At 53.4% G+C, this 26,450-nt stretch carries 27 protein-coding genes and 1 pseudogene; 21 read left to right on the plus strand and 7 right to left on the minus strand.

Features of this window, described 5'->3' with window-relative positions; genetic code table 11:
* Positions 1–80: 80 nt before the first annotated feature.
* The 6 genes from EDM57_RS11345 to EDM57_RS11370 all read left to right on the plus strand — a co-directional run bounded on the left by EDM57_RS11345 (position 81) and on the right by EDM57_RS11370 (position 6,973).
* On the plus strand, positions 81–386 hold the full coding sequence (locus EDM57_RS11345) for a helix-turn-helix domain-containing protein (protein WP_246005792.1): 306 nt from the start codon (positions 81–83) through the stop codon (positions 384–386).
* An 86-nt stretch (positions 387–472) separates the two neighbouring features.
* Positions 473–850 (plus strand): VOC family protein, encoded by a 378-nt coding sequence (locus tag EDM57_RS11350; protein ID WP_122904874.1) that lies wholly within the window; start codon positions 473–475, stop codon positions 848–850.
* Between the two features lie 180 nt (positions 851–1,030).
* Positions 1,031–2,980 (plus strand): transporter substrate-binding domain-containing protein, encoded by a 1,950-nt coding sequence (locus EDM57_RS11355; protein ID WP_122904875.1) that lies wholly within the window; start codon positions 1,031–1,033, stop codon positions 2,978–2,980.
* The gene (locus EDM57_RS11360; RefSeq protein ID WP_122904876.1) at positions 2,961–4,328 is read left to right on the plus strand and encodes a sigma-54-dependent transcriptional regulator; all 1,368 of its coding nucleotides are present in this window, start codon (positions 2,961–2,963) and stop codon (positions 4,326–4,328) included. Before EDM57_RS11355 ends, EDM57_RS11360 begins: the two co-directional genes overlap by 20 nt.
* Positions 4,325–5,329 (plus strand): TAXI family TRAP transporter solute-binding subunit, encoded by a 1,005-nt coding sequence (locus tag EDM57_RS11365; protein WP_122904877.1) that lies wholly within the window; start codon positions 4,325–4,327, stop codon positions 5,327–5,329. The genes EDM57_RS11360 and EDM57_RS11365 overlap by 4 nt, the downstream gene beginning before the upstream one ends.
* Before the next feature lie 324 nt (positions 5,330–5,653).
* Positions 5,654–6,973, plus strand: a complete 1,320-nt coding sequence (locus tag EDM57_RS11370; protein WP_122904878.1) for an MFS transporter — start codon at positions 5,654–5,656, stop codon at positions 6,971–6,973.
* Between the two features lie 103 nt (positions 6,974–7,076).
* Here EDM57_RS11370 and ytvI read toward each other — a convergent pair whose 3' ends face one another.
* Positions 7,077–8,108, minus strand: coding sequence for a sporulation integral membrane protein YtvI (gene ytvI, locus EDM57_RS11375; protein ID WP_122904879.1), 1,032 nt, complete (start codon positions 8,106–8,108; stop codon positions 7,077–7,079).
* Between the two features lie 276 nt (positions 8,109–8,384).
* On the opposite strand from ytvI, the gene EDM57_RS11380 reads away from it, so the two are divergent.
* The 11 genes and pseudogenes from EDM57_RS11380 to EDM57_RS11425 all read left to right on the plus strand — a co-directional run bounded on the left by EDM57_RS11380 (position 8,385) and on the right by EDM57_RS11425 (position 16,933).
* Positions 8,385–9,659, plus strand: coding sequence for a cation:dicarboxylate symporter family transporter (locus EDM57_RS11380; protein ID WP_122904880.1), 1,275 nt, complete (start codon positions 8,385–8,387; stop codon positions 9,657–9,659).
* Between the two features lie 226 nt (positions 9,660–9,885).
* Positions 9,886–10,794 (plus strand): NUDIX hydrolase, encoded by a 909-nt coding sequence (locus tag EDM57_RS11385; protein ID WP_122904881.1) that lies wholly within the window; start codon positions 9,886–9,888, stop codon positions 10,792–10,794.
* Between the two features lie 22 nt (positions 10,795–10,816).
* Positions 10,817–11,044, plus strand: a pseudogene (locus EDM57_RS23305) (poly(ADP-ribose) glycohydrolase domain-containing protein); the annotation flags it as partial.
* 141 nt (positions 11,045–11,185) lie between these two features.
* Positions 11,186–11,773 (plus strand): DUF1802 family protein, encoded by a 588-nt coding sequence (locus EDM57_RS23310; protein WP_170163429.1) that lies wholly within the window; start codon positions 11,186–11,188, stop codon positions 11,771–11,773.
* Between the two features lie 72 nt (positions 11,774–11,845).
* Positions 11,846–12,826, plus strand: a complete 981-nt coding sequence (locus EDM57_RS11395) for a quinone oxidoreductase family protein (RefSeq protein WP_122904883.1) — start codon at positions 11,846–11,848, stop codon at positions 12,824–12,826.
* Between the two features lie 82 nt (positions 12,827–12,908).
* Positions 12,909–13,385, plus strand: a complete 477-nt coding sequence (locus EDM57_RS11400) for a GNAT family N-acetyltransferase (protein ID WP_122904884.1) — start codon at positions 12,909–12,911, stop codon at positions 13,383–13,385.
* 248 nt (positions 13,386–13,633) lie between these two features.
* Positions 13,634–14,074 carry an RrF2 family transcriptional regulator gene (locus EDM57_RS11405; RefSeq protein ID WP_122904885.1) on the plus strand — a complete coding sequence of 147 codons (441 nt, stop codon included), beginning with the start codon at positions 13,634–13,636 and terminating at the stop codon, positions 14,072–14,074.
* Between the two features lie 64 nt (positions 14,075–14,138).
* Positions 14,139–14,531 (plus strand): IDEAL domain-containing protein, encoded by a 393-nt coding sequence (locus EDM57_RS11410; protein ID WP_122904886.1) that lies wholly within the window; start codon positions 14,139–14,141, stop codon positions 14,529–14,531.
* A gap of 30 nt (positions 14,532–14,561) precedes the next feature.
* Positions 14,562–15,125, plus strand: coding sequence for a thioredoxin family protein (locus EDM57_RS11415; RefSeq protein WP_122904887.1), 564 nt, complete (start codon positions 14,562–14,564; stop codon positions 15,123–15,125).
* 30 nt (positions 15,126–15,155) lie between these two features.
* Positions 15,156–16,361 (plus strand): MFS transporter, encoded by a 1,206-nt coding sequence (locus tag EDM57_RS11420; RefSeq protein WP_122904888.1) that lies wholly within the window; start codon positions 15,156–15,158, stop codon positions 16,359–16,361.
* A 5-nt stretch (positions 16,362–16,366) separates the two neighbouring features.
* On the plus strand, positions 16,367–16,933 hold the full coding sequence (locus EDM57_RS11425; protein WP_122904889.1) for an SLOG family protein: 567 nt from the start codon (positions 16,367–16,369) through the stop codon (positions 16,931–16,933).
* 62 nt (positions 16,934–16,995) lie between these two features.
* On the opposite strand, the gene EDM57_RS11430 is transcribed toward EDM57_RS11425, so the two are convergent.
* The 3 genes from EDM57_RS11430 to EDM57_RS11440 all read right to left on the minus strand — a co-directional run bounded on the left by EDM57_RS11430 (position 16,996) and on the right by EDM57_RS11440 (position 18,923).
* On the minus strand, positions 16,996–17,388 hold the full coding sequence (locus EDM57_RS11430) for an ArsR/SmtB family transcription factor (protein ID WP_122904890.1): 393 nt from the start codon (positions 17,386–17,388) through the stop codon (positions 16,996–16,998).
* Positions 17,389–17,802 (minus strand): SRPBCC family protein, encoded by a 414-nt coding sequence (locus EDM57_RS11435; RefSeq protein WP_122904891.1) that lies wholly within the window; start codon positions 17,800–17,802, stop codon positions 17,389–17,391.
* A gap of 161 nt (positions 17,803–17,963) precedes the next feature.
* Entirely contained in the window at positions 17,964–18,923 is a 960-nt protein-coding gene (locus tag EDM57_RS11440; RefSeq protein ID WP_122904892.1) for a DHH family phosphoesterase, read from the minus strand.
* Between the two features lie 183 nt (positions 18,924–19,106).
* Between EDM57_RS11440 and EDM57_RS11445 the strand changes: the two genes are divergently transcribed.
* A complete protein-coding gene (locus EDM57_RS11445) occupies positions 19,107–20,042 on the plus strand; it encodes a dipeptidase (RefSeq protein ID WP_122904893.1) in 936 nt (311 codons plus the stop codon).
* A 30-nt stretch (positions 20,043–20,072) separates the two neighbouring features.
* A complete protein-coding gene (locus EDM57_RS11450; protein ID WP_122904894.1) occupies positions 20,073–21,146 on the plus strand; it encodes a DmpA family aminopeptidase in 1,074 nt (357 codons plus the stop codon).
* Positions 21,147–21,163: 17 nt separating this feature from the next.
* Here EDM57_RS11450 and EDM57_RS11455 read toward each other — a convergent pair whose 3' ends face one another.
* Together EDM57_RS11455 and EDM57_RS11460 are read right to left on the minus strand one after the other, a co-directional pair.
* Positions 21,164–21,952 (minus strand): SDR family oxidoreductase, encoded by a 789-nt coding sequence (locus EDM57_RS11455; RefSeq protein ID WP_122904895.1) that lies wholly within the window; start codon positions 21,950–21,952, stop codon positions 21,164–21,166.
* A 46-nt stretch (positions 21,953–21,998) separates the two neighbouring features.
* Positions 21,999–22,202: a hypothetical protein gene (locus EDM57_RS11460; protein WP_122904896.1), complete on the minus strand. Its 204-nt coding sequence runs from the start codon at positions 22,200–22,202 to the stop codon at positions 21,999–22,001.
* Positions 22,203–22,693: 491 nt separating this feature from the next.
* On the opposite strand from EDM57_RS11460, the gene EDM57_RS11465 reads away from it, so the two are divergent.
* Positions 22,694–23,767: a branched-chain amino acid aminotransferase gene (locus EDM57_RS11465; RefSeq protein WP_122904897.1), complete on the plus strand. Its 1,074-nt coding sequence runs from the start codon at positions 22,694–22,696 to the stop codon at positions 23,765–23,767.
* Positions 23,768–24,130: 363 nt separating this feature from the next.
* Positions 24,131–24,727 carry a hypothetical protein gene (locus EDM57_RS11470; RefSeq protein WP_122904898.1) on the plus strand — a complete coding sequence of 199 codons (597 nt, stop codon included), beginning with the start codon at positions 24,131–24,133 and terminating at the stop codon, positions 24,725–24,727.
* 284 nt (positions 24,728–25,011) lie between these two features.
* Here the strand turns inward: EDM57_RS11470 and pdxR are convergent, their stop codons facing one another.
* The gene (pdxR, locus tag EDM57_RS11475) at positions 25,012–26,391 is read right to left on the minus strand and encodes a MocR-like pyridoxine biosynthesis transcription factor PdxR (RefSeq protein WP_122904899.1); all 1,380 of its coding nucleotides are present in this window, start codon (positions 26,389–26,391) and stop codon (positions 25,012–25,014) included.
* Positions 26,392–26,450 lie beyond the last annotated feature (59 nt).

The raw sequence follows: 26,450 nt of genomic DNA on the forward strand, positions 1-26,450 counted from the left end.
GCTAACATATACAACAAAATGGAAAAAAGTGAGCAGGGAATCGGGCAATGGCGGGGAAAATATGATCTAGGAAAAGCAAAATGCGAACGAAAACGGAGAACGAGATGAGACGATACCGACCAGTGCGGATGTTTCAGCAGGCGCTCGGCATCGGGCCGAAGGAGCTGGCCCGCATCATCCAGTTCCAAAGCTTGCTGCAACTGCTCGCCAAAGGGCAGGCTGCTTCCTTTGCAGACGCAGCCGTACAATGCGGCTACTATGACCAGTCGCATGTCAGCAAAAGCTTTCGCGCCTACTACGGCGAGACGCCGGGCGGCATTTTCGCCGTGCGTGGAGGGCGAGCGCAGAAGCGGGAAGTTGTCCGTTTTTTACAAGCAAACGACTAGGCTTGTCTGCTATTGTTGGAAAAGAACCTCGCCCGCGCGTGAAGCGGCATGGCGGGAAATACGTCGAAAACGCAGGAGGAAAGCAAATGGGAATCAAGCTGGATATGGTAGGAATCGTCGTGCAGGACATGAAAAAGGCGCTGGACTTTTACCGTGTGCTCGGCCTTGACATTCCGGAGCAGGCGAACGACGAGCATCACGTAGAAGTCGCACAGGATGGCGTTCGTCTGGCTTTTGACACGGTGGAGATCGCAAAAAGCGTGTACGGCGGATGGGAGCCGGCGAGCGGGCACAGAATCGAGCTGGCCTTTTTGTGCGACGATGCCGCTGCCCTGGATGCGCTGTATGCCAAAATCATCGAGCATGGCTATGAAGGCCACCGCGAGCCGTGGGATGCCGTCTGGGGGCAGCGCTATGCGATTGTCAAAGACCCGGACGGAAACCTGATTAGTCTGTTTGCCTAAAGGCACAGTATAAGGAAAAACAATTGCAAGCCGACTCTCTTCGGACAAGAGGATCGGCTTGTTTACGTTTTCGCGGACCGGATTCTTTTCAAGCCTGATGGCTTCGTCCATAATAAGCTTGTTAACAGATCGGCAAAAGAGGGCAGGCAACAGCGGCGCGAGGAAGGAGGCGGGCTTTTTTTGCAAAAGATAGCTATGCTTTTGGCATTATTTACCCTGAGTCTTTTTTGCCCACCAGCTATGCCTGCAAAAGCGCAAGCGGAGGAGGAGCGCGTCCTTCGCGTCGGCTTCGACAAAAGGCTGCCGCCTTTGTCTTATGTGGATAAAAACGGGGAGGCGGCCGGCTTTGACATCGAGCTGATCCGCAGCATGGACTCCCTGCGCGGCTATCAGATCGAGTATGTGCCTCTGGACTGGGAGGATACGGTCGCCTGGCTTACGGAAGGCAAGCTGGACGTGGTCGTCGGAATGAAATATACGAGTACGCGCGACACGTTGTTCGACTTCAGCGATTCTTATCTGACGGCGGCCGACGCGCTGGTCGTTCCGGCAGCCGCCCGGGAGATTTCTGCGATCAACGATTTGCGCGGAAAAGTCGTGGCGATTCAGCGGGACGACGCGGGCATCGCCCAGTTGGAAAACATTCGCGGCGGCAAAAGACTGGTCGCCTTCAGTCAGCCGGATGCGCTGGACATGCTCTTTTTAGGCCGCGCAGACGTGTTCTTGGGCAACCGCTGGACGGCGGAGTACGTGCTGGAGGGAACCGGCAGGCAGCAAGACTACCGGATTCGCACCGGACTGATTCCGCCATCCGACTATGCGTTTGCCGTCCGCGAAGGCAACTACGAGCTGGTCAACAAGCTCAACGAAGGCTTGGCCCGGCTGCACCAGAACGGGAAATACGAGCAACTGTATTCGCAGTATCTGGAGACGTACGGTTCGTTTGCGATCGACTGGTGGCGAAAGCTCGTGTACGGGCTGCTCATCGTGATGGGAATCGTCGTGGTCGTATTGGCGGGGAGCTTTTTCTGGAACAGCCGTCTGCAAAAAGCGGTCCGAAGGCAAACAGCCGCACTGGCAGACAGCTTCGCTTTTCAAACGACAGTGTTAAACAGCGTCGACAACGGAATTTTGTCCTTTGATCGGGAAGGCAAAATTACGCTCATCAATCACGCGGCACAAAAATTGCTTGGGAAAATGGAAAAGGACGCCCAGACGTCCGTATGGGATTGTCTGCCCCAACTCCCGATCCGGCAGGCGCTGCAAATGGGGGACGGGCATATGCTCGAAGGCGAACTGCATCTCGGGGATGGAACAGGCCGGATTGTGCATTACTACCTCGCCGCCCTAAGCAACGGAGCGGGCCAGCAGGTCGGCGGCATTCTTTGTCTGCAGGATCGGACGGAGCAAAAGCATTTGCAGGCGCGGCTGATTGCGCAGGAAAAAATGCGCGCGCTGGGCGAGCTGGTTGCGGGTATCGCCCACGAAATCCGCAATCCGCTCACGGCGATCAAGACGTTTGCCGAACTTTTGCCGAAAAAACTGAACGACGAGCGCTTCCGCAGAGAGCTGGTAGAGCACGTGCCGGAAGAAGTGGCGAGGATGGACCGGATCATTGAAGATTTGCTCGACTACTCGCGGGAAAAGCCGATGCAGCGAAAGCGGGAAAACTTGCGGGAGCTGGTGCAGTCCGTGCTGGGACTGTTTGCGAAGCGGCTCGACAGCGAACGGATACAGGTCGTGCTGGAGCCCGGACTTGATGTGGACGTGTTCGTTGATCGCGACCGCATCAAGCAGGTGCTGATAAACCTGCTGCTCAACGCCATTGAAGCGATGGCCCACGCAAAGGACAGGTGCTTGACCTTTTCCGTGCTGCCGAGAGACGGACAGACGGTTTGTCTGGCGATTGCCGATTCCGGGTCGGGGATCGGCGAGCAGGAGCTGCTTCATCTGTTCCAGCCTTTTTACACAACGAAAAGCCAAGGAATCGGACTGGGCTTGTACCTCAGCCAAAAAATCATGCATGAGCACGGGGGAGAGATTGACGTGCAAAGCGAGCCTGGGGCAGGTACGACGTTTTTCCTGACATTTGCCAAAGGAGGGACAGGCGATGAACATCTTAATCATTGATGACGAGCGAGCCATCTGTTCGTCGCTTTCCTTCGCCCTGGAAGACGAATACCGCGTGTTTACCGCTTCCGGGCCGGAGGAAAGCTTGCGCGTGCTGGAGCAGGAGCCGATCGACGGCATTTTGCTCGATCTGAATTTGCGCGGCGGAAGCGGCATGGAGCTGTTGCGTCAGATCAAGGAAAAAAAGCCGGACGTGGTCGTTATCATGATGACAGCCTACGGCTCCATCGAATCGTCCGTCGAGGCCATGAAGGCAGGAGCTTACCATTACTTGACCAAGCCGCTCAATCTGGAAGAAGTCAGGCTTTTGCTCGGCAAGGCGCTCGCCTTCCAGCAGCTTCATAAGCAGGTTCAGGTGCTGAGTCAGGCGGTGCGCCAGCAGGAAACGTATGCGGGCATCATCGGCAAGAGTAGCGCCATGCAAAAAGTTTTTCAATTGATCCAAAAGGTCAAGGACATCAGCACGAATGTGCTCATCACTGGCGAGAGCGGCACGGGAAAAGAGCTTGTCGCCCGCGCGATCCACTACCAGGGCGGGCGGCAAAAGGGCGCGTTTTCCGTCGTCAACTGTGCGGCGATCCCGGAGCCGCTGCTGGAGAGTGAGTTGTTCGGGCATGAAAAAGGGGCGTTTACCGGGGCCTACGCCAGACAGCAAGGGCTGTTTGAACGGTCGGACGGCGGCACGATTTTTCTCGATGAAATCGGCGAGATGCCGCTCTCTTTGCAAGCGAAAATATTGCGCGTCATCCAGGAGAAGGTCGTGTCGCCAATCGGCTCGCAGCAGCCGAAGGAAGTGGATGTGCGGATCATTTCCGCCACGAACCGCAATTTGCAGGAGGAAGTCGCCAAGGGAAATTTCCGCGAGGATTTGTACTATCGTCTGAACGTCATCCCGATTCATCTGCCGCCATTGCGCGAGCGCAAGGAAGATGTGCCGTTGCTCGCGGAGCATTTTCTCGCGCTGTATTCGGCCAACATGGGCGTGCGCAAGAAAACGCTCAGCCCGGAAGCCAAGCGGATGCTGTATCACTACCCCTATCCCGGCAATGTGCGGGAGCTGTCCAACATGCTCGAATATGCAGTAGCCCTCTCGGAAAATGAGGTCATTGAACCGCGCGACCTGCCGGAAGCGGTGCGCGAAAATCATAGCGGGCGTACGGCAAAAGAGGCGGCAGGGCGCGGCCTGTTGCTCCCGGAAGGCTTGACGCTTGCGGAAGCGGAGCGCAGGTACATCCTCTACACGCTGGAGAAAAACGGGGGGCATCGGCAAAATACAGCAAGGCAACTGGCGATCAGCGAGCGGGGATTGCGCGACAAGCTGAAGCAATACTTGCGAGGGGCAGAATGAGGACGGTCCGTGCATGGCTCACCGTGGCTGTCGTCGCCATCGGCGTCGCGTTTTTGACAGGCGGCTGCATGCGGGAGCCGGAGTCCAAACAGCCTGATTCGGGCGAGGTGCAGCCGTTTTTGACTATCGCGACAGGGGGAGCTTCCGGCCCCTACGACCTCATCGGGGGAGCGTTGGCCAAGGTGTATCATAACCAGCTCGGCTACAAGACCGCAGTCCGTTCCTCGGACGGCTCCGTGGAAAACGTTCACCTGCTGGAGAGCGGCAAGGCGGATGTCGCTTTTGCGATGTCGGACGCTGCTTCATTTGCCATGGGCGGCCTGGAAAGCTTTCAGGCGAGCGGACCTGCTGTGCATGTGAAGGCGATTGCCGGGCTGTACCTGAACTATGTGCAAATCGTCACGCGCAAAGACCGGGACATTCATACGGTCTACGACCTAAAAGGCAAGCGGGTCGGCGTCGGCGCACCGGACAGCGGGGTAGAGGTCAACGCGCGGATGATCTTGAACGAGCACGGCATCACCTACAACGATCTTCAGCCCGAGTACCTTTCGTACGCAGAGGCGATTGAGCAATTGAAAAACAACGCGATTGACGCCGCCTTTGTCACCTCCGGCCTGCCCAATTCGGCTGTTCTCGACCTGCAAGTCTCCCACGACGTGGTGATCGTGCCGATATTGCCCGCAGACATCGAGAAGCTGACGAAGCGCTTTGCCTTTTTTGAAAAAGCCCAGATTCCTCCGGGCATCTACCAAAACGACAAGGCCGTTCCGACGGTCGCGATTCGCAACATTTTGCTCGTCCGCTCGGACATGGGCGAAGAGCAGGTGTACCAACTGACGAAAACTTTTTTTGCAAACCTCGACGCCCTGCAAGCCGCACACGAAGCCGCGAAGCAAATCGACAGGCAAACGGCGGGCAAAGAGCTTGTCGTGCCGCTCCATCCGGGCGCTGCGAGATACTACGCCGAGCTTGCGCGGCCGCAGGGACAAACGCCATAGAGGAAAAAAGTACGGGACAGACGATCAACCCGGCAATAAATTCCGCATCGACCGGAGTTTTTTGCCGGGTTTTTGCGTGGGAAAGGCTGGGCGAGTGTACGCTTGCTTGCGAGACTGTCTTCGCAAAAACATTCTGGCACGTCGAAAAATTCTACAGAGACTGGAGGTTCGTCCGCCGACCAGCCGTTGCGGGCGGGCAGCGCGGAATAGGATTGGCACGGAACTTGCTATACTATGGTGGCGATTACATTTGAAACCGATTACATTTCTCTTGGGAGAAGCGGGACGGTTTCTTGCCAGAATGTAAAACAAGGAGGAAGAACAGTGAATCATGCAAACGATCGCGCCAGTTCGCGACGCATCACGGGAAACATCTTCAAAGGTTCGATCGGCAACCTGATTGAATGGTATGACTGGTACGTCTACTCTGCGTTTGCGGTATACTTTTCATCCGAGTTTTTTCCAAAAGGAGATCCGACCAGTCAATTGCTCAACACAGCGGCTGTTTTCGCCATCGGCTTTTTGATGCGCCCGATCGGAAGCTTGCTGATGGGGCGCTATGCCGACCGGCACGGCAGACGGGCAGCGCTGACGCTTTCGGTTACGGTCATGGCGGGTGGCTCCCTGATTATCGCCTTTACGCCAGGCTATAGTACAATTGGCATTTATGCACCGATTATTCTCGTTCTCGCTCGACTGCTGCAAGGTTTGTCCCTGGGGGGAGAATACGGAACCTCCGCGACGTATTTGTCCGAGATGGCGAGCAGCGGCCGTCGCGGCTTTTACTCCAGCTTCCAGTACGTCACTTTGATTGCCGGACAATTGCTCGCGCTTGGGGTACAGATCGTCCTCCAGCAAATGCTCAGCGAAGCCGACATGCATACATGGGGCTGGCGCATTCCGTTCGTGATCGGCGCCTTGGGCGCTTTGGCTGTTCTGTGGCTGCGCCGTTCGATGGACGAGTCCGAGCAATTTTCGAAAATGGAGAAAAAGAGCCGCGAGAAGGCCGGAACCTTGCGTGCCCTGATGAAATATCCAAAAGCCGTGCTGACCGTTGTCGGTCTTACGCTCGGTGGAACCATTGCCTTTAACACCTACACGACGTATTTGCAAAAGTTCATGGTCAACACAGTGGGTCTCCCGAAAGAAACCGTTAGCTGGATCAACTTTGTGGCCTTGCTGGTCTTTGTCGTGCTGCAGCCGATTGCGGGCCTGCTGTCTGACCGGATCGGCCGCCGTCCGCTGTTGATGGCCTTCGGGATTTTGGGGACGCTGTTTACCGTACCGATGTTTTTGATGATGGAGCAGACGAAAAGCCCGATGGTCGCCTTCCTGCTGATGCTGACAGGGCTTGTCATCGTCACTGGCTACACCTCGATCAACGCGATTGTCAAAGCGGAGCTGTTCCCGACGGAAATTCGCGCGCTCGGCGTAGGCTTCCCGTATGCGATCACCGTTGCCGTGTTCGGGGGAACCGCAGAGTTCGTCGCGCTCGGATTGAAGAACATCGGCTCCGAATCGCTGTTCTACTACTACGTCGCCGGCTGTATTGCGCTCAGCCTGATTACGTACTGGCGCATGGGCGAGTCGTCCAAACAGTCTCGCATTGAAGCCGAGCTTGACACGAACAAGAACGCAAGCTAGGCGCGAGGGTGATGCGCTTTTGGCAGAAAGCAAGAGAAAAAAGACGCCTGAGTGCGTCTTTTTTTATGTCCGGACAACATTTTCAATTGGTTATTGCTATCATCTAAAAGTCAATTTTGAAGTTCAAGAAGCCTGCCTTGCGCAGCGCTTCGTAGATGATGACGAGCGCAGGGCCGAGAATCAGTCCGAAAAATCCCATCACCTGAAAGCCAAGGAACAGGCTGACCAGCGCGGCCAGGGCGCTGATGCCCAGATTCGAAGCGAGCACTTTCGGCTCCACGATTCGCCGCACGACCGTGATGATGAGAAACAGGATGACAAGCCCGATTGCCAGATGGGTATTTCCCGTCAAAAAGTTGTAGATCGCCCACGGCACGAGAAACGAGCCCGTACCCAAAATCGGCAAAATATCTACGAGCACGATCAGCAGGGCAACTACCGCAGCGTACTTGACCTGCAAAATCAAAAGCCCCGCAAAAGAGAGCAGAAATGTCATCAGGCTGAGGATGATCTGGGCCCGCAAAAATCCGACGGTCGCCCGGTTCAGCTGGGAGAGCACCACGTTGACCTTTTCCCTGGCAGATACGGTGAACATCCGCATGAAGCCAGCCCGCAGTCGCGGCAAGTCGAGGCTGATGAGAAAAAGCGCGACCAGGTAAATGATCGTGCTGATGAGAAATCCCGGAATGATGGCCGCAACGCCCAGAATGGCTTTGGCAATGCTGGATGCGCTGGTGATCGCCCAGTTTTTCAACCCGGCAAAAACACCTTGAATCTGGACGACCGTTTCGGCGGGCAAGGTGGCGTAGTAGCTTTCCCAACTCAGCAAATACGATTCCACCAGTTCAAACAAATGTTGGGAAAAGGCGGGCAGCCGCTGTGCCAGATCGATGCCCTGAATGACGATCTGGGTCGTGATCCAGTACAATAGGACGCCAAACGTGACGAGAAAGAGCAGAAACGAAACGCTGACCGCGCTCATACGGTTCATTTTGACCTTGCCGATGAGGAACAGGACAAGCGGCTCCAGCAAAATGGCGGTCAGAAGCGCGAGCAAAAACGGAACCGAGTATGGCAAGAGAAAGAGGGCAATGGCAATCAACAAGCCCAGGAGCAACATTTTCCGGATTGTCATGAGAGTACCCCATTCTAACTGAAAAATGAGACCGCAAGTTAATGATAGGTTCATTTTATCATTTTTCGAGAATCCAACACAATGCGCCCGCTCGTTTCCGGCAAAAAGTGCCGTTTGTCAAAAAATAAAGAGAAATAAAAAGACTAAAAAGAATAGAAAAAAGGGGATTAGCCAAAAAATCATGATATGATTCTCATCTATATAGCACTTCACTCAAGCGAGTGTGTCTATAGCGTGTCAAAACCATATTCCATACTTTACTAGCGAGGTGTCAGAATGAAGCGATTTGGGTTAGCAATTCAAATTGTCATCGGACTCATTCTGGGTATCCTGGTGGGTGCGATTTTTTATGGCAATCCAGCAGTGGCTACCTATTTACAGCCTATTGGCGATGTATTCCTCCGCTTGATTAAGATGATTGTCGTTCCGATCGTCGTTGCCACCCTGATTGTCGGGGTAGCAGGTGTGGGCGATATGAAAAAGCTTGGCAAAATCGGCGGAAAAACCATTCTCTATTTTGAAATCGTTACCACGATTGCGATTATCGTCGGTCTGTTGGCTGCGAACCTGTTCAAGCCAGGTGTGGGCGTCGACATGTCCAGTCTGGCGAAAACGGATATCCATACCTATGTAGAGACTGCGGAAACAACGCAAAGTCACAGCATGATTGACACGTTCGTGAATATCGTTCCGAAAAACGTGTTTGATGCCATCGTCCGCGGGGATATGCTGGCGATCATTTTCTTCTCCGTCCTGTTCGGACTGGGTGTTGCAGCCGCCGGAGAAAAAGGAAAGCCGGTACTCGCCTTCTTCCAGGGTGTGGCAGACGCGATGTTCTGGGTCGTGAACACGATCATGCGTTTTGCTCCATTCGGTGTTTTCGCCCTGATCGGGGTGACTGTCTCCAAGTTTGGTCTGTCTTCGCTCATTCCGTTGGGCAAACTGGTCATTCTGGTGCACGTGGCGATGCTGTTCTTCATTCTCGTCGTGCTGGGAACTGTTGCACGCATCAGCGGCGTGAAAATTACAGCCATTTTGCGCATTTTGAAGGACGAGCTGCTCTTGGCCTACTCCACTTCCAGCTCTGAGACGGTACTGCCGAAGATCATGGAAAAAATGGAGAAAATGGGCTGTCCAAAGGCGATTACTTCCTTTGTCATCCCGACAGGGTATTCGTTCAACCTGGATGGTTCTACTCTGTACCAGGCCCTGGCTGCCCTGTTCATCGCGCAAATGTACGGAATTGACATGCCGATCAGCGCCCAGATTACCTTGATGCTCGTGCTCATGGTAACATCCAAAGGGATCGCTGGCGTGCCGGGCGTATCGTTTGTCGTACTGCTCGCGACACTTGGTTCCGTAGGGATCCCGCTGGAAGGACTCGCCTTCATCGCTGGTGTAGACCGTCTGCTCGATATGGCCCGCACGGTAGTAAACGTAGTGGGCAACGCGTTGGCTGCTGTCGTCATCTCCCGCTGGGAAGGACAGTTTGACAAAAAGAAAGCTGAACAGTACATTCAGGAAGTGAAGGCGCAAGCGCGCGCCGCGTAACTTTTCCAAAGCCTCTTGTCAGGTGTTTATCTGGCAAGAGGCTTTTTTGCGTTGGCGTCCAAAAGTGATCGGCTCCTTTTATTCTCGCGAAAAAGACGAGCTAGCGTATTTTGTTGCTTGACACCAAAAACAGGAAGAAGTAATATATTGAAAACAAAATGTTAATAACAATTTGTTATTAACAAAAAAATCATAACATAGCCGAATACGCAAACGAGGTGGTTCCATGACACAAAAACCGCTTGTGAATAAACAGGGGCAAACCGAAGAGCAGTATTTGCGGACGTATGACGCGAGCCAGTTTGAGCGGCCTTCTGTGACTGTCGACATGCTCGTTTTTACCGTGATGGACGAAGTTGAGGAAAATTACCGCAAGCTTTCGCCCAAGTCTTTGAAAATATTGCTCGTAAAGCGCGGCGAGCATCCGTATTTGGGCCAATGGGCGCTGCCGGGCGGGTTTGTCTCGCCGCACGAGAGTCTGGAGGAAGCGGCCATGCGCGAGCTGTTTACAGAAACGAATCTCGACAATATTTACCTTGAGCAATTGTACACATGGGGGGATGTCGGCCGGGACCCGCGGACGCGCGTCATTAGCACCTCGTACATGGCGCTGGTGGACAGCTCGGCGCTGCGTTTGCAGGCGGGGGACGATGCGGACGAGGCCGAGTGGTTTCGCCTCGAAGACAAATGGCTCAAGGAGACGAAAACAAAGACACCGGACGGTACCGTAACCGAAAAATGGGTCGAGCTGCGCCTCACTAACGAGCGGGAGGAACTGTCGGCGACAATCAAGCTGACGAAAACGATCTCGGGCAAGATCGTGCGAGAGACGCGGGAGATCGTGGAGACGAACAGGATCGCATTCGATCACGCCAAGATGATTCAGTACGCGCTGGAGCGGTTGCGTGGCAAGATCGAATATACGGATATTGCGTTTGCCCTCATGCCGGAGCTGTTTACACTCGGCGAGCTGCAGCAGGTGTACGAAGTCATTTTGGGCAAGGAGCTGCTCGCCGCGGCATTCCGCCGCAAAGTGGCAGACAAGGTGCTGGAAACGAATCGATACAGAAAGCACGCAGGACATCGGCCATCCAAATACTACCGCTTCAACCCGGAGTGGATGGAGCGGGGATAGTGCCTGCAAGGAGGAAAAAATCATGAATCCACAAAACAATCGCGACCGTCGCTCCAAAATCGCGCATGAGACGCTTGCCATATTGGAGCAAGGCTTTTACGTGAATCACAAAGGGGAAAAAGTCAGCTTCGGGGCGGAACTGTCTGCCGCCATCCGCCAATCGCGTCTGTATCGGCCGGACGATCTCGGCGCCGAGTCGCTGGCGATTCCAGCGCATGCCGGGCGGGCCGCCATCCAGGTGACAGCCGAATCTCGCACAGCCCCGTTCGCAGCGGCTGACGACCGCCATGCAGCATGTGAACCAACTATTGTAAATGTCTTTCCAACAGGTCGGAATTCAGCTAGACTAAAGTCACCAACCGATTCTGACAAAAGAAGGGAGCCGTACTGCATGCAGACGATCGCACAGCCGCTGTCCCCCTTGAGCCTGAAGGAATGGGCGGTCGCCGTCAAAGCGCTCGGGGAAGGCGAGCAGATTATTACGATCCGCAAGGGCGGGTTATACGAAGAAACGAGAGAATTCCGATTGGAAAACAATTTATTTTACCTGTATCCGACTTACGAGCACCAAAAACGCGAGATGGTAAAGCCTGAATATCATCACTTGCTGGACGCGACGCTTGCCGGCTGGTCGAGCGAGCAAAAGACGGTCGCCATCGAGTATTTTGCGGAAGTGACAGACGATGTGGAGCTGATGGACGAGGCCAAGCTGCGTGCGCTGTCGCCGCATCACATCTGGACGGACAACTTTGCCGACGTGCGCCTGCACTGGAAGAAAAAGCAGCCGCTGCACATTTTGTTCGTGCGCACGTATCGGCTGGCGCAGCCGGCGGTCATCCCGATTGAGGCCGCATACCAAGGCTGCAAATCGTGGCACGACCTGCTCGTGGAAGTGCCGAGAAGCGCGTTTGCGCCTGTTTTGACCGACGAGGAATATGCGCAGAAAAAAGCCGCCGTCATGGCGATCTTACAAGCATAACCTTGGCAAGAAAAACGTTCACGGAATGAACGGTTTTTCGCGCGGAGAAGACACAACCGGGAGGGATTTTTCATGAAAGCGGTTTTGGTAACAGAATGGGGCGGGCCGGAAAAGATGATCTATACGGATGTCGAGCTGCCTGAAATTTCACCTACACAGGTGCTCATTCGCGTAGACATGACAAGCGTCAATTTTGCCGACATCAAATCGCGCTACGGCAAAAAAGGAGCGGCCAAGCTGCCGTTTGTTCCCGGACTGGATGCGACAGGAGTCATTGAAGCGGTCGGTTCCAGGGTAAAAGGCTTGCGAGCAGGGCAGCGCGTCATCGCTTTTCCGGCAAACGGCTCGTACGCTGAGTACGTGGCTGCCGAAGAGGCGCTGACCTTCGCGATTCCCGATGAGATCAGCATGGAGACAGCGGCCGCCTGCCCGGTGGTGTCGTTTACGTCCTATCAACTGCTGGCAAAAGTCGGTCGGCTCGCCAAAGGGGAAACGGTGCTGATTCACGCTGCGGCAGGCGGGATCGGGACGACCGCGATTCAACTGGCGAAGCTGTTGGGAGCAGGGCGCGTGATCGGGACGGTCGGCAACTCGGCCAAGGCAGAGGCCGCTTTGCAGGCGGGGGCGGATTACGTCATTTGCCACGACAAGGAAGATTTCGTGGAAAAAGTGCGAGAGCTGACGGATGGAGCGGGCGCAGACGTCATTTTGGACTCGATTTCTGGACAAGTGAGCGAACGCAGCCTGGAGTGTCTCGCCTGGTACGGCCGACTCGTGCATTTCGGCAATGCGAGCGGGGAGATCGGACAGATTCGCACGCTCGATCTGCACGCGAGTTGCCGCTCGGTGCTCGGCTTTAGCTTCGGCACGACGCGCAAGCTGCGCCCCCATCTTTTGCAAGATACCGCCCGGCAGGTCATTGGCTATTTTGCAGAAGGCAAGCTCGACATCAAGATCGGCAAAGTGTTTTCGCTAAAAGAGGCTGCGAACGCCCACGCCTTGGTGGAGAGCAGACAGAGCACGGGAAAAGTATTGCTGAAGGTGCGCCCGTAAGCTTTCAGGGCGGAGCAAAACTACTGACTGCGCCGACAGCAGGTTTTTCTTCCCACTCATGACTGGGTACGAGGTGACAACGATGAACGTCGTAGCAGCAAGCGAACTGCCGAAAAGTGTGATTACCGATTTTTTTACCGAAAACTGGGGCAGCCCGCAAATGGTTATATCAAGCGGCGTCTTTCGCTGTGACGAGCTGGACGGGTATGCTGTCCTTGGCGAAGACGGCGCGATTTGCGGGTACGTCAGCTATGTGATCGAAGAAAAGGAGTGCGAAATTATTTCTTTGGACAGCCTGGTGGAGAACAAAGGGATTGGCTCCAGCCTGCTGGCAAAAGCGGAGCAGACAGCGCGGGAACTCGGCTGCCTGCGCATGAAGTTGGTGACGACCAACGACAACCTGCACGCGTTGGGCTTTTACCAGCGCCGGGGCTATCAGTTGTCCGAGCTGTATGTGAATGCCGTGGAAAAAGCGCGGGCGCTCAAGCCGGAGATCCCGCTCGTCGCGGACAACGGGGTTCCGATTCGCGACGAGATTTTGCTGGTAAAGCCGCTTTAAACAAAAGAAAATCCCGCAAAGCTGGCACGAAAAACAAGCAAGCTGCGTTCGGGTGCCCGGGAGGACAGGAGGCGATTTTTCCGCCTCTTTTTCTTGTGCTTGTTGGCACTCGGCATCCCAGCAAAGGCAGCGCCAGCGAAAACAGCAGCGATACACTTTCAAAAACAGTTACACCTCCAACTGTTATTGACATTCCGAACTGTAAGAATTAAGATTACAGTACTCTTGCGAAAGGAGCCTTCTCAGACGTGAATAGTGAGTTTACCATAGCTGTTCACAGCTTGGCTTTGTTGGCTCATTTACCGGGACATATGGCAAGCAGTGAGCTTATTGCACAAAATGTATGCACCCATCCCGCGAGAATTCGCAAAATCATGGGGATTCTGCGTAAAAACGGATTCGTGAAGACAAAAGAAGGCGTAGGGGGCGGCTATATGCTGGCGTGCAACCCCGGCGAGGTGACTTTGGCCGCAATTTACCGTTCGATGTCGACAGGGACGCTGAAGCCGCACTGGTGCCCCGGTGACCCGAAGGAAGCATGCCTCGTGTCCGCCAATATGCACGACGTCATGGATCAGATTTTTACGGAAGCGGAGCAGTATTATACGAAGTATTTGGAGCAGCATACGATTCAGACGGTTCTGGATAAAATTCGTCAAGGGAAGTGCCGGGTACAGGATAGCCAGTAGACAGGCAACATTTTTAACTGGAAACTGTAACTTTTTTAACTACAATTGAAGGTGGTGCGTTCGTATGAATCGGAATGCCAAGCTGGAAATCAGTGATTGGGTAATGGGCAAGACCAGGCACGGCGAGTTGGTGCAAGGCTTCGCGGAAACCGTCGATACATGGCGGGGCATTGCTCGTATTTTTGTCGTCAAATCCGACAATGAAGAGACGATCGGCAAGCTTGTGGCCATTCCGCTGCCATGGCTGGAACGCATGTCGACAGGCACCTTTGACGACGTGGAGCAACTGCATGACCTGATTGACCTGGCGCTGGTGACAAAAGACGAAGCGTGGTTCAAGGAGCTTACTGCAAAGCTCCAGGAAAAACAACAAATGGCGTCAGAAAGCAAAAGCCGCAAGCCGAGAAGCTTTTCCGCGCAAAACCGTCTGGGAACTTCGGCCATCTGGGAGCAGTAATTTTTTTCAAATAGAGGAGGAGTATCAATAATGTCTACCGTGAATCAAAGCACGTGGTTTGAAAAAGGAATGAGCTTTGCCGAGTATCGTGCGAGCATGAGCGTCAATCAGGAGGAACTGGGCCGTGTCTACGAGCAGCTCACGTTTACCGAAGACGATCTGGCGTTCTGGAAGGAGCTGTCCGGACGCAACTGGAAAGGCGTCGTGCTGACTGCCGACTGGTGCGGGGATGCTGCCTTGTGCGTTCCGGTCATCCAGCGTATCGCCGAGGAAAGCAGCATCGAGCTGCGCTTTCTCATCCGCGACGAAAATCTGGAGCTGATGGACCAATATCTCACCAACGGCACGGCGCGGGCGATCCCGATTTTCATTTTCCTCGACCAGGACGGAAATGAAGCCTGTGTCTGGGGACCGCGTTCGCCGGAGGTGCAGGAGATGATTACGGCGGCTCGCGCAACGCTCCCTGCAGCAGATGCGCCTGATTTTGAAGAAAAGCAAAAGCAGTTGTACCGCACCTTCAAGGAGAAGATTACGACTGATCCTGCGATCTGGCGCACGGTGATCGAAAGCGTGAAGGCGAAGCTTACAGCCTGAAAAAAATACAATAAGGATAGGACTGGATAAATGAATACGAGTAACACAGAGAGGAACGGGCGACCGATTCTCTTTCTCATGATAAACATGTTTATTGCCATGCTGGGAATTGGCTTGATTATTCCGATCTTGCCCGAGTTTTTGAAGGAATTCGGCGCGGGTGGAAAAACAGCAGGCTACCTGGTGGCGGCCTTTGGTTTGACGCAGTTTTTGTTCTCGCCCATCGCGGGAGAATGGTCGGATAAATACGGCCGCAAAATCATGATCGTATCCGGGCTGGCGCTGTTTACGATCTCCAATCTGGTTTTTGCGCTGGCGGAGCAGACGTGGGTGCTCTACCTCTCCCGCCTGATTGGGGGAATCGGGGCAGCTTCGATGATTCCTTCCATGCTCGCCTATGTGGCGGACATTACGACCGAGGAAAAGCGGGGAAAAGGGCTGGGACTGCTCGGTGCCGCGATGTCGCTCGGATTTGTGATCGGGCCGGGCATCGGCGGTTTTCTCGCCGAGCTTGGGCTGCGGATGCCGTTTTATATTTCGGCGGCGGTCGGTGCTGTGGCGGCAATCGGCTCCTTGCTGTTTCTGTCTGAGTCGTTGCCAAAAGAAAAGCAGCTGGCAGCCCGTGAGGCGGAGGAAAAGAAAGAAAACATTTTCCTGCAACTCGGCAAATCGTTTCACTCGTCGTATTTCATCATGCTGGTGCTGATTTTTACGATGACCTTTGGACTGGCGAACTTTGAAGTGATCTTTCCGCTCTTCGTCGACGCGAAGTTCGGCTACACGCCGCGCGACATTTCCATCATCATCACCGTGGGCGCGCTGGCCGGAACGATTGTGCAGGCGATGCTGATCGGCAAGCTGATTACCCGCTTCGGGGAAAAGAAGCTTATCAACTGGACGTTTTTCAGCTCGGCCGTGACGATGGTGCTGATGCTGTTGTCAGGAAACTTCTGGTATATGCTCGTCTTGACCGTGCTGTTTTTCACGCTGACATCGATCATGCGCCCGGCGATCAATACGCTGATCTCCAAGCGGGCCGGGGATGAGCAAGGGTTTGTGGCAGGGATGAACAACGCCTACATGAGCCTGGGCAATATTTTCGGCCCGGCGGTAGCGGGAACGCTGTACGGCGTGCATGTGAACGCACCGTATTTGTTCGGGGCAATCGTTCTCCTGCTCAGCCTGTTCCTGTCGCGCATGGAGAGCCGACGCGGCCTGAAGCGGGTTGCGGCATAAAAAGGATGGTAAAGCGTTTATTGGTTTCCGGATACAAGGCTCACGAGCTGGGCATATTCCATGAAAAACATCCGGGACGAGCCATTATCAAGACAGCACTGAAGCGGCAGCTTACAAGATTTCTTGCGGAAGGTCTGGAATGGGTCATCATTTCGGGGCAACTCGGCGTAGAAATGTGGGCAGCCGAAACGGTTCTCGAATTAAAAAAGGAGTATCCCCGGCTAAAGCTTGCGGTGATTACTCCGTTTTTGAACCAAGAGGAAAAGTGGAAAGAAGAAACACAGGATTACTACCGGCATATTGTCATGCAAGCAGACTATTTGAACAGCGTCTATCAAACACCTTACCAGGGTGTTTGGCAGCTTCAGGAGAAAGACAAGTTTTTGCTGGCTCATTCAGACGGGCTTTTGCTGGTTTACGATGAAGAAAACGAAGGCTCCCCAAAGTATTTGAACAAGCTTGCCGCGACAAAAGCGGCTCAAGGGGACTACCTGTTTTTTCGCATCAACGCCTACGACTTGCAGAGCATCGCGGAGGAACAGCAGCAACAATTGTATCATGACGACTTCTGAACGGTTGCGATTGTTTCAGCAAACAAAAAGGATAGGAAAGCGCGGCACGAATGCTGCGCTCCCTATCCTTTTTTACTGCTTTGTCCTGCTTCTCGTTCAACCAGTCGCGGCCCGGCAGGTTGACTCTCCGCCTGATGCTCGTTCTCCACCAACCGCTTCAAGGCGTTCAGCTTGTTGTCCCAGAAGCGCTCGTAGTAGGCCAGCCAGCTTCTCAGCTCCTCCAGCGGCTCGGGCTGCATCCGATACCTCGTCTCGCGTCCTACCCGCTGTTCCTTGACCAGTCCGGCCTCGGACAAAATGCGCAAATGCTTGGAAACGGCTGTGCGGCTGATCGGAAAGTGCCGACTGATCGCCGTCACGGGCATTTCCTGCTCGCTCAGCAATTGCAGCAGTTTGCGGCGCGTCGGATCGGCGATGGCTTGAAAAACGTCGTGCTTGGCCGTAGAGCTGCTCATTTACGCTTCCACATACGCTTTCAGTTTAGGCAAGACAGACGAATCCCAGCCCTGGTTCATTCTGTCACGCACGACTGCATGACTTTCGCCGAACTCGGTTACCGTATCTGGCGACCAGCCGGAATGAATCAGGGTAAATTCAGTCTTGTCGCCCAAATCCTTTAAAGCGAAGGTGATAACCCAGTCTTTTCCCCACTTGAACACAAGTCGGTTGGGCGGATCAATCTCCTGCACGACGCACGGCGAATCGCCGTATGGGGAATGAATGGTAAAGGCATGTCCCGCTACAGGCTGAAAATCGTTGGGCATGAACCAGGCGGCAATCCCGTCTGCTGTCGCGACTGCTTCCCAAACCTTTTGCAGCGGAGCGTGAAAAATTTGTGTCTGAACAATATCAGGAATCGTGTTGGACATGAATACGCCTCCGTTATCAGAGAAGATAAGTTCTTTTGACGCTCGGAAACGAAACCAAATCGTTTCGCTTTTTGCAGTATACGAAACCAAAAGGTTGCATGTCAACGGTTTGTTTTTTTGCCGGAAAAAAATCATCTGACAGCTTGCTGCTGCGTGCTTTTTCAATGCACACGCAGGGCAGGGTACACAAACGTTTTCACCGTCACCCCTGTAAACGAGCAGCCCGCCGCCTTGGGATGCCCGCCACCTCCGTAGTGGGCCGCGATTACGGACAGATCCACGTCGTCGCGGATCGTGCGAAAGCTGATTCTGCCTTTTCCGGGATCGAGCATCGCCACAAAATCGAGTGTCTCATCGCTTTTGCACAAAAAGTTTCCCGTCGTCGATTGGTACTGCTCCAAAAAGACGACACCGACGTTGTACGTTTTCGACTCATCCAGATCAATTTCGACGCTCAACCGCTTCATCTGCTTTGCCTTTTTCTGCTCAAACTCCGCGATTCTTCGTTCCTCTGTGTAAATCAGGAGCGCCTCCCAATCCTCGAATGCGAACTGCTCCAGGTCCTCGCTGCGCAGCCGCCCGATCACCTGGTCGGCAAAAGTGCCGCGCTCCGCCAAATAAAACAACAGGTTCAACTGGTTCGCCTGCACATTTCCGGTCGCTTCCCAGTCCCACGTATCAAACGCCCGCACCAGCTCCACGTAGTCGGTTATGACGTCTGTGGGCGTCAAAAGGCCTTTCTTTTGCAAGTAATCGTAATAAAGGCTGGTAGCCGAAGTTTTCTGTCCCGCTGCTTCGACGCTGACCTTTGCCCAGTCGTACTGCTCGGACAGGGGCAGCGACGTCGGGTGATGGTCGATCAGGACAAACGAATGCCCTTGCTCGACTTTTTTCTGAATCAGGGACGCCACTTCTTCATTGACGCCCACATCTGTAATCACCACGGACATCTCTGGCGAAAACTCTTCGGCAAGAAACGTCTGGATTTCCCGGTTGACGGTATAGGGCGATACGCCGCGGGGGAAGACTTCCCGGTCGCCATAGGCGATCCGGCTCAGGATCGCACACGATTCGCCGTCCAGGTCCTGGTCGGTGAAATGCACCAGTTTGTGCTGCGTCATAAAAAACCTCCTTGCCATGACAGGATGACAGCCATACGGATTAGGATTTCCCTCCAGCGGATATTTTTAGTTGTCAAAGCGAGGATTTTTCCAGGGGATCGCTTTTAAAAATACATTCCCGTAAAATGAAGGAATCAGGTGGAGTTCGCCAACAGAAAACGATAGCGAGGATGGAGGAAGCAAATGGCGGGAATACCGATAATTGATTTGCATTGTGATGCGCTTTGGAAAATATGGGAGCAAAAGGGGAATCTCTCCTTTACCGATTCGGAAAAGCTGGACGTGAACCGGAAGCGGCTGCACGAGGGCGGAGTGAAGGTGCAAAGCTACGCCATTTACACACCGACCGATCTGCCGTCGGACAGTCGGTTTCAATGCGCCTTGGAGCAAATTCATTACTTTTATGCCGAAGTGCTCGACAAGCATCCGGAAATGAAGCAGATTCGCGACTGGAGCGACCTGGACAGGCTGCAGGACGGCGAGATCGGGGCGCTTTTGACACTCGAAGGGGTAGAGCCAATCGGCAACGATTTGAAAAAGCTGCACATCCTCTACCAGCTCGGCGTACGCTCCGTCGGCCTGACCTGGAATTTTGCAAACCTGGCAGCAGACGGGGCACTGGAAGAAAGAAACGGCGGGCTGACCGCGTTTGGCAAAGAGATTATCCAGTTCCTCAATGAACGGAAAATGTTGACGGATGTCTCCCATCTGGGCGAGCGCAGCTTCTGGGAGACGCTGGAGCTGGCGAAGTACCCTATTGCCAGCCATTCCAACGCACGCGCTGTTTGCGACAATCCCCGCAACCTGACGGACGAGCAGGCGAAGGCGTTGTTCGCCAAAGGGGCGAATGTCCACGTTGTTTATTGCACGATGTTCATTAACGATACGACACCGACGACGATTGACGATCTGCTCCGGCATATCGATCATTTTTGCTCGCTCGGCGGCGTGCGCCACATCGGGCTTGGCTCCGATTTTGACGGCATCACGACAAAAGTCGTCGGGCTTGAGCATGCCGGGATGAGCCAAAATCTGATAAACGAACTGCTCAAACGCTACAAGGAAGAAGAAGTGCGCGGTTTTGCCTACGAAAACTTTTTGCGCAATCATCCGGTGTAGGCGAGCCGAACGGGAAGGGAGGAAGCTGTCATGAAGCGTACCGGAAAAGGGAAAATCCGCGAGTTGGGGGTAGTGGTCGGCAAGCTGCCCACAGGCGTGAAAAATGATCTGACCGATGTGCCTGGAGTGCGTGTGGGCCATGTGACGATTCAGCATGAGCTGGAAGACGGGGAGTATGCGTGTACAGGGGTGACTGCGATTTTGCCGCACGGCGGCAGCCTGTTCCGCGAAAAGGTGACGGCAGCCAGCTACGTCATCAATGGCTTTGGCAAGTCGACAGGACTTGTCCAGGTAAACGAGCTGGGCGTGCTGGAGTCGCCGATCATGCTGACGAATACGTTCTCCGTTCCGGCCGTCACACAGGGCACGTTGCAATACATGCTGGCGGCGAACGAGGAGATTGGCGATACGACCGGGACGGTCAACATCGTGGTCGGGGAGTGCAACGACGGCCACCTCAATTCGATTCGCCGCTGCGTCGTGCGGCCGGAAGATGCGGTGGCCGCGATTGAAAACGCAACGGAGCATGCCGTGGAAGAAGGCGCGGTCGGAGCGGGAACAGGCATGGTCGCATTCGGCTACAAGGGCGGAATCGGTTCATCCTCTCGCGTCGTGTCCGCAGCCGGGCAAACGTACACGCTTGGCGCACTGGTGCTGTCCAACTTCGGCAGCAAGGACGACTTTTTGGGCGACAGGCTGTTTGCCTGTGCCACTCGTGAGCCTGTGGCCGCAGAGGCAATCGAGAAGGAAGAGGACGGCTCGATTATGATCGTGCTCGCCACAGACGCGCCGCTTTCTGATCGCCAGCTGCTGCGCGTCGCCAAGCGCGCGGGAATCGGCCTCGGCCGTACCGGGAGCCACTTTGGGCACGGCAGCGGCGACATCGTGATCGCCTTTTCCACCGCGCAGAAGATTCCGCACCGGACGGAGTCGGTTACGGAGACGCGCATTCAGCTTCGCGAGGATCATCCGGTGATGAACGAACTGTTTGCGGCCGCCGCAGAGGCGACCGAAGAAGCGATCTACAACTCTCTCTCCCAGGCAGTGACGACGACTGGCCGAAAAGGGCGGACGGTTTATGCCATGCCGCTTTCGCTGCGATGAGGAGCGGGGAAGCAGTTTCAACGCAAAAATCCGCCTTCCGAATGAATGATTTGCCCTGTGATCCATCCCGCTTCCTCACTCGCCAAAAACGCAACCAGGCGGGCGGCATCCTCCGGTTGACCGAGTCGGCCCATCGGGCTGCGGGCCAGGATGTGGGACGCAAGCTCTGGCGACATCCACCCGGAATCAGTCGGCCCCGGATTGACAGCATTGACGGTAATCCCGAGAGGGGCGACTTCCGCAGCAAAAGTGACCGTAAACGCATCCAGGGCCCCTTTTGTTGCCGCATAAGCGATTTCGCCCGGCATAGGGCCTATGGACTGTCCCGAAGTCATGTGAATAATCCGGCCGTGGGCTCCTGGCGGGAATCTGCGGGCAAATTCGGTGCTAAGCATGATCGGTGCCCGGACATTGAGGGCGTAGTGGGCATCCAGACTGGCTGCATCCAGCGACTGGTAGCCATCCGTAGTCGAATGACAGGCGTTGTTGACGAGAATACAGGGCGCACCAAGCTGTGCGGTTGCTTCGTCCAGGACGTGCAGCCAGGAATCAGGCTGGGACAGGTCAATCTCCATGCTGGCACACCTCACCCCAAGGCGCGATAGCTCCTCGCGCAATTGGAGCGGCTCATCGTCTTCCACTCCCCACTCCATCGTTTTGTCGTAAGCTGTCCAGTAGGTGAAAAACAGATCAATCCCTTGCGAAGCCAATTTTCTGCAAATTGCAGCGCCGATGCCTCTTCGGCGGCTGGCTCCTGTTACAATGGCGATTTTTTTGTGCGGCGTTTTTTCTTGCAGAGTGCTCATTCGCGTAACAACTCCTTATGACGTGATGGAAAAGCGTCTTGCCACTTCAGAACAAGAGCAGGGCAACAGCCGGAGCCATGTAAATATAGCCGATGATAAGATACGCAAACAACAGGAAAAAACAGATGCCGGAAATGGTGAGGTTGCGGCGAACCTGTTTGGGGTGGAACCCGAACAAACCAAGGAGCAGGCAAACAAAACCAACAATCCCCAACAATAGTGGAATCGCAACGATCATGAACTCATTCATGACAAATTCACTCCGCTCGGTTTCATCATGTGCTTCCGGCGCGGATCACGGCTGAAACGACAAGTGTGTCCCGGGCTTGGAAGCCGTTTTTTGCCAAAAACTGTCTTTTTTCAAGCGTAGATCACTTTCACCAACTGCTCACCTGTAAACTGTCAGGAGCATACCTGCTGACTTCTTCCCTCAGATATTGCAGAAGCCGAACAGGACGTGGGAGGAAACGATCTTTTTGTAAAATTAAGGATATTACCTATCATATCATCTTTGCAGCATGAAGCGGAAGCAGAGAAGAAAGAGAATGTGCAAGATGGAGAAAGACACGTGCCGCCCGGTATGTCGTCGTCAGGATGGAGCAATCGTTTTGGCCCCCATCCCGCAGCCGCTTCCCGGAAAAGGAAAGTTACGCTGGCAATTGTTCGAAATAGTTGTTATTTTTAATATATAAGTTCCGTTTCAAAAAAGTAGAATTTCATAAACCAAGGGAGATGTAGAGGATGGAGTGTCAGTTAACGATTACCCGAACAACACACCAAAAAGAGAAGCCAGCACTCGATAAGCTGGGGTTCGGCGTACATTTTACCGATCACATGTTCATCATGGATTACACGGAAGGCAAAGGATGGCATGATCCGCAAATCGTTCCGTATGCTCCCTTGTCGCTCGATCCGGCCGCGATGGTATTCCACTATGGACAAGCGATTTTTGAAGGATTGAAGGCGTACCGCAACAAGCAAGGCAAGGTGCTTTTGTTCCGTCCGGATCAAAACTTCAAACGGATGAATCGCTCTCTGGAGCGGATGAGCATGCCGCAGGTTGATGAGGAGTTCATGGTCGCTGCGTTGAAGCAGCTGGTGGCGCTTGAAAAAGAGTGGATTCCGGCAGAAAACGGCATGTCGCTCTATATTCGTCCTTTTGTGATCGCGACAGAGCCATGTTTCGGCGTGCGTCCCTCGAAAACGTACAAGCTGATTATCGCCCTGTCTCCCGTTGGCGCTTACTATGCAAATGGCATGGAGCCAGTCAAAATTTACGTGGAAAACAAATACGTCCGCGCGGTCCGAGGCGGAACAGGCAATGCCAAAGTAGCGGGGAACTACGCAGGCGCCTTGAAAGCACAGGAAGAAGCCAAGGAAAAAGGCTACGAGCAAGTGCTTTGGCTGGATGGCGTTGAAAACAAATACATTGAAGAAGTCGGCAGCATGAACGTGTTTTTCAAAGTAGGGGAGGAAGTGTGGACTCCGGCTTTGAACGGCAGCATTTTGGAGGGAATCACCCGCGCTTCGACCATCCAGTTGCTCCAGGACTGGGGCATCCCGGTTGTAGAAAAGCGCATTTCCGTGGAAGACTTGTATGAGGCGCACAAGAACGGACAACTGGAAGAAGCGTTCGGCACTGGAACGGCGGCCGTCATCTCTCCCATTGGCGATCTGAACTGGAACGGCCATCAAATGATTATCAACGGCGGGAAAACAGGCCCGTTGACAAGCAGAGTGTACGACACGATGACCGGAATCCAGTACGGAGAGCGGGAAGACAAGTTTGGCTGGTCGGTAGAAGTAACGGAATAACGACAGGCAACACACGAAGAGGCACGGCTCTCTCGCTTGGGCGAAGAGGGGCGATGCCTCTTTTGCTTTGTGTTGAAAGTACTTCTCAATTCAGCGATTAAAAAATTGTGAATGAATAACTAGATTCACTGGCCCCGCTCTCAACTGGTGTGGGAGCAGGTCCTTTCAAATAGGGGAAGAGGGTTGAGAAGATAATAAAAAAGAGTAGCAGCAAGATGAATTTTATAAAATCCGGGAACCTTTGCATTTAGTTATTCCTCCTTTAGAGGTAGCCTTAACAAAGAGAAAACACTATTTTCAACCATTTGGAGATCAACTTCATTCGAATGGTTAGTATTTATATTATACATTTGAGGGATTATTGTGAAACTTCAAAAACTAATAATACTCCCAATTGCTGCAGCTATTTTGTTAGCACCAGCTCTTTCCTTTGCAAAAGAGGATAAACATCCCAAGATCTCATACACCAAAGAACAACTGGATTATATTGAAAAAATCAAGAAAAACGATGCATTCACACTAGCAAATTGGAACAAGATTAAGAAGTTTGACGCAAGAAAAGTCGAGAAAATTGAAAAGTCGAAAGGTATCAACAAGAATAGTGACCAAAAAAAAGCTATGCTATCGACTTCCGGATCGGTGGGAACCTATGGCGACATCTTAGTAAGTCCTGCGGTAAATAAGGTTGACCACTTATATGTAGGCCACGCTGCCATCGTTTATGATGAAAGCTATACCATAGAAGCCTGGCCAGATGGTGGAGTGAAAAAAATGCCAAATAACTGGGCCTTTTTCGACAAGAGAAAAGAAAACCAATTTTATTGCTCTCAGCTTGTATGGCGCGCATGGTATAACCAAGGATTTAAAATAGGAAATGGCACTGACGAGTTAAATTTCCCGGTTACCCCCAATGATTTGATTAATGACTCAGACACTGTAGAATTCTACTCAAAAGGATAAAGCTGTGGGAACTCCCTTCACATATTGTCGGGAGTTCCTGAGTTTTTTAGTGGAGGTCGAAATTTTATGAACAAACTCATCTATAAAATTTTAATACCTTGCCTTTTACTTCTAGTTTCTGCTTGCAATCAACAAGAGAAAGTCAACCCACCATTTTTATATGTTATTTTTACTGATTCCACATATCCTGATAGCGAATTAATTGCCCTAGATAAAAACGGTCTTATCACTGAGCGTAAGCAAATTGAACGCAAAAACAATTGCTTGGCAAAGGCAGAGGTCAGTTACAACCAAGCCTTTTGCAACAGCCCCACACCCTGGCGCACTTCCTCCCAGGTCAAATTGTTGAAACCAAGTTTCACAATCGGTTTGTCGGGCTTGTTTTTCACGAAAAAGAGCGAAGTCGGATAAACTTTTACCCCCTGCTGGAGCGCTTGCTGAATCAGCCACTCTTCTGAACGCTCCACGTGTACCTTGACTAGCACGTACAGCCCAGACTGCTCGCCAATAATTGTGATCTGCTGCTTAAAATGCTGCCTTAATTCCGACACAAGATGTTGCATTTTTCGTTTGTAAACAAGCCGCATCCGTTTGATATGCCGATTCCATTCCCCTTCTTCCATGAATTTTGCCATGGCCAGTTGGCTCAGGAGCGACGTGGTGCTCTCGAAATGGGCGAAGCGGCGTTTGTAGCTGTCAAGAAGCGGCTGCGGCAGCACCATGTAGCTGATCCGGATGCCGGGGAGAAAGCACTTGGAGAAATTTCCAAGGTAAATCACCCGCGCGGAATCAATCGAGGCGAGCGCGGGAAATGGCTGCTGCGTATAGCGAAACTCGCTGTCGTAATCGTCTTCGATAATATAGCCTTGAACGGTGTTTGCCCAATGGATCAGGGCATGCCGCTGTTGAATGGGCATGCTTACCCCGTACGGACTGTGATGGGACGGCGCGACGTAAATCAGGCGGGATTGCAACTGTTCCAGGTGCGAAAAATCAGCGCCTGTCTCGTAAACGGGCAACGTTTCAAGCGTAAAGCCGTTTAATTGGAATGCTTCCCTGGCGCCGTCGTAGCCAGGGTCCTCCACGATTATGCCGGAAAAGTCGCGTTTCAGGACGTGACCGAGATACACCAGCATTTGCTGGGTGCTGCTCCCGACAATGATCGCGTCCGGATCTGTTCTCACCCCGCGAGACTGGAGGATGTAGGCGGCGATTTGCTCGCGCAGGCAGCGTTCGCCAAACGGCTCTCCGTAGCGAAAGCTTTCCTTCGCCGTCAATACTTGATTGGCGATCCTCCGCCACGGTTTTAAAGGAAAGTGAGCCTGATCGACAACGTCTGAGCGAAAATCAATGCGAACAGGCGGGACTTGCACGGATTGCCCGCGATACGTGGAAGGGGGAACCGCTTGAAACAAGACAGGCTCTACTTCATTGACAAAATAACCTTTCCGCCCCTCGCCGCGAATATAACCTTCCGCCACAAGCTGTTCGTAGGCCATCAATGTCGTATTGCGGCTTACGTGCAAGGAGTCGGCAAGCTGGCGGATGGAAGGCAACTGCTCATCGGCTTTTAGGTCGCCCTGCTCGATGAACGATTTGAATTTCTCGTAGATTTGTTTGTATTTCGGAGAGTTGTCTTTGAAAGTGAAAATCGTGTTTTTCATGTGCAACCCCTCTGACATGTGTATTTGCTTATTATTGTATCTTTTCTCATGTCAGTTTG

The organism is Brevibacillus gelatini (assembly GCF_003710935.1).
GTDB lineage: Bacteria > Bacillota > Bacilli > Brevibacillales > Brevibacillaceae > Brevibacillus > Brevibacillus gelatini.

What these genes read in the sequence shown, in the direction of transcription:
- EDM57_RS11345 (WP_246005792.1), top strand. Translation starts at nt 81, where the DNA reads ATGCGAACGAAAACGGAGAACGAGATGAGACGATACCGACCAGTGCGG.
- EDM57_RS11350 (WP_122904874.1), top strand. Translation starts at nt 473, where the DNA reads ATGGGAATCAAGCTGGATATGGTAGGAATCGTCGTGCAGGACATGAAA.
- EDM57_RS11360 (WP_122904876.1), top strand. Translation starts at nt 2,961, where the DNA reads ATGAACATCTTAATCATTGATGACGAGCGAGCCATCTGTTCGTCGCTT.
- EDM57_RS11365 (WP_122904877.1), top strand. Translation starts at nt 4,325, where the DNA reads ATGAGGACGGTCCGTGCATGGCTCACCGTGGCTGTCGTCGCCATCGGC.
- ytvI (WP_122904879.1), bottom strand. Translation starts at nt 8,108, where the DNA reads ATGACAATCCGGAAAATGTTGCTCCTGGGCTTGTTGATTGCCATTGCC.
- EDM57_RS11380 (WP_122904880.1), top strand. Translation starts at nt 8,385, where the DNA reads ATGAAGCGATTTGGGTTAGCAATTCAAATTGTCATCGGACTCATTCTG.
- EDM57_RS11385 (WP_122904881.1), top strand. Translation starts at nt 9,886, where the DNA reads ATGACACAAAAACCGCTTGTGAATAAACAGGGGCAAACCGAAGAGCAG.
- EDM57_RS23310 (WP_170163429.1), top strand. Translation starts at nt 11,186, where the DNA reads ATGCAGACGATCGCACAGCCGCTGTCCCCCTTGAGCCTGAAGGAATGG.
- EDM57_RS11395 (WP_122904883.1), top strand. Translation starts at nt 11,846, where the DNA reads ATGAAAGCGGTTTTGGTAACAGAATGGGGCGGGCCGGAAAAGATGATC.
- EDM57_RS11400 (WP_122904884.1), top strand. Translation starts at nt 12,909, where the DNA reads ATGAACGTCGTAGCAGCAAGCGAACTGCCGAAAAGTGTGATTACCGAT.
- EDM57_RS11410 (WP_122904886.1), top strand. Translation starts at nt 14,139, where the DNA reads ATGAATCGGAATGCCAAGCTGGAAATCAGTGATTGGGTAATGGGCAAG.
- EDM57_RS11415 (WP_122904887.1), top strand. Translation starts at nt 14,562, where the DNA reads ATGTCTACCGTGAATCAAAGCACGTGGTTTGAAAAAGGAATGAGCTTT.
- EDM57_RS11420 (WP_122904888.1), top strand. Translation starts at nt 15,156, where the DNA reads ATGAATACGAGTAACACAGAGAGGAACGGGCGACCGATTCTCTTTCTC.
- EDM57_RS11425 (WP_122904889.1), top strand. Translation starts at nt 16,367, where the DNA reads ATGGTAAAGCGTTTATTGGTTTCCGGATACAAGGCTCACGAGCTGGGC.
- EDM57_RS11430 (WP_122904890.1), bottom strand. Translation starts at nt 17,388, where the DNA reads ATGAGCAGCTCTACGGCCAAGCACGACGTTTTTCAAGCCATCGCCGAT.
- EDM57_RS11435 (WP_122904891.1), bottom strand. Translation starts at nt 17,802, where the DNA reads ATGTCCAACACGATTCCTGATATTGTTCAGACACAAATTTTTCACGCT.
- EDM57_RS11440 (WP_122904892.1), bottom strand. Translation starts at nt 18,923, where the DNA reads ATGACGCAGCACAAACTGGTGCATTTCACCGACCAGGACCTGGACGGC.
- EDM57_RS11445 (WP_122904893.1), top strand. Translation starts at nt 19,107, where the DNA reads ATGGCGGGAATACCGATAATTGATTTGCATTGTGATGCGCTTTGGAAA.
- EDM57_RS11450 (WP_122904894.1), top strand. Translation starts at nt 20,073, where the DNA reads ATGAAGCGTACCGGAAAAGGGAAAATCCGCGAGTTGGGGGTAGTGGTC.
- EDM57_RS11455 (WP_122904895.1), bottom strand. Translation starts at nt 21,952, where the DNA reads ATGAGCACTCTGCAAGAAAAAACGCCGCACAAAAAAATCGCCATTGTA.
- EDM57_RS11460 (WP_122904896.1), bottom strand. Translation starts at nt 22,202, where the DNA reads ATGAATGAGTTCATGATCGTTGCGATTCCACTATTGTTGGGGATTGTT.
- EDM57_RS11465 (WP_122904897.1), top strand. Translation starts at nt 22,694, where the DNA reads ATGGAGTGTCAGTTAACGATTACCCGAACAACACACCAAAAAGAGAAG.
- pdxR (WP_122904899.1), bottom strand. Translation starts at nt 26,391, where the DNA reads ATGAAAAACACGATTTTCACTTTCAAAGACAACTCTCCGAAATACAAA.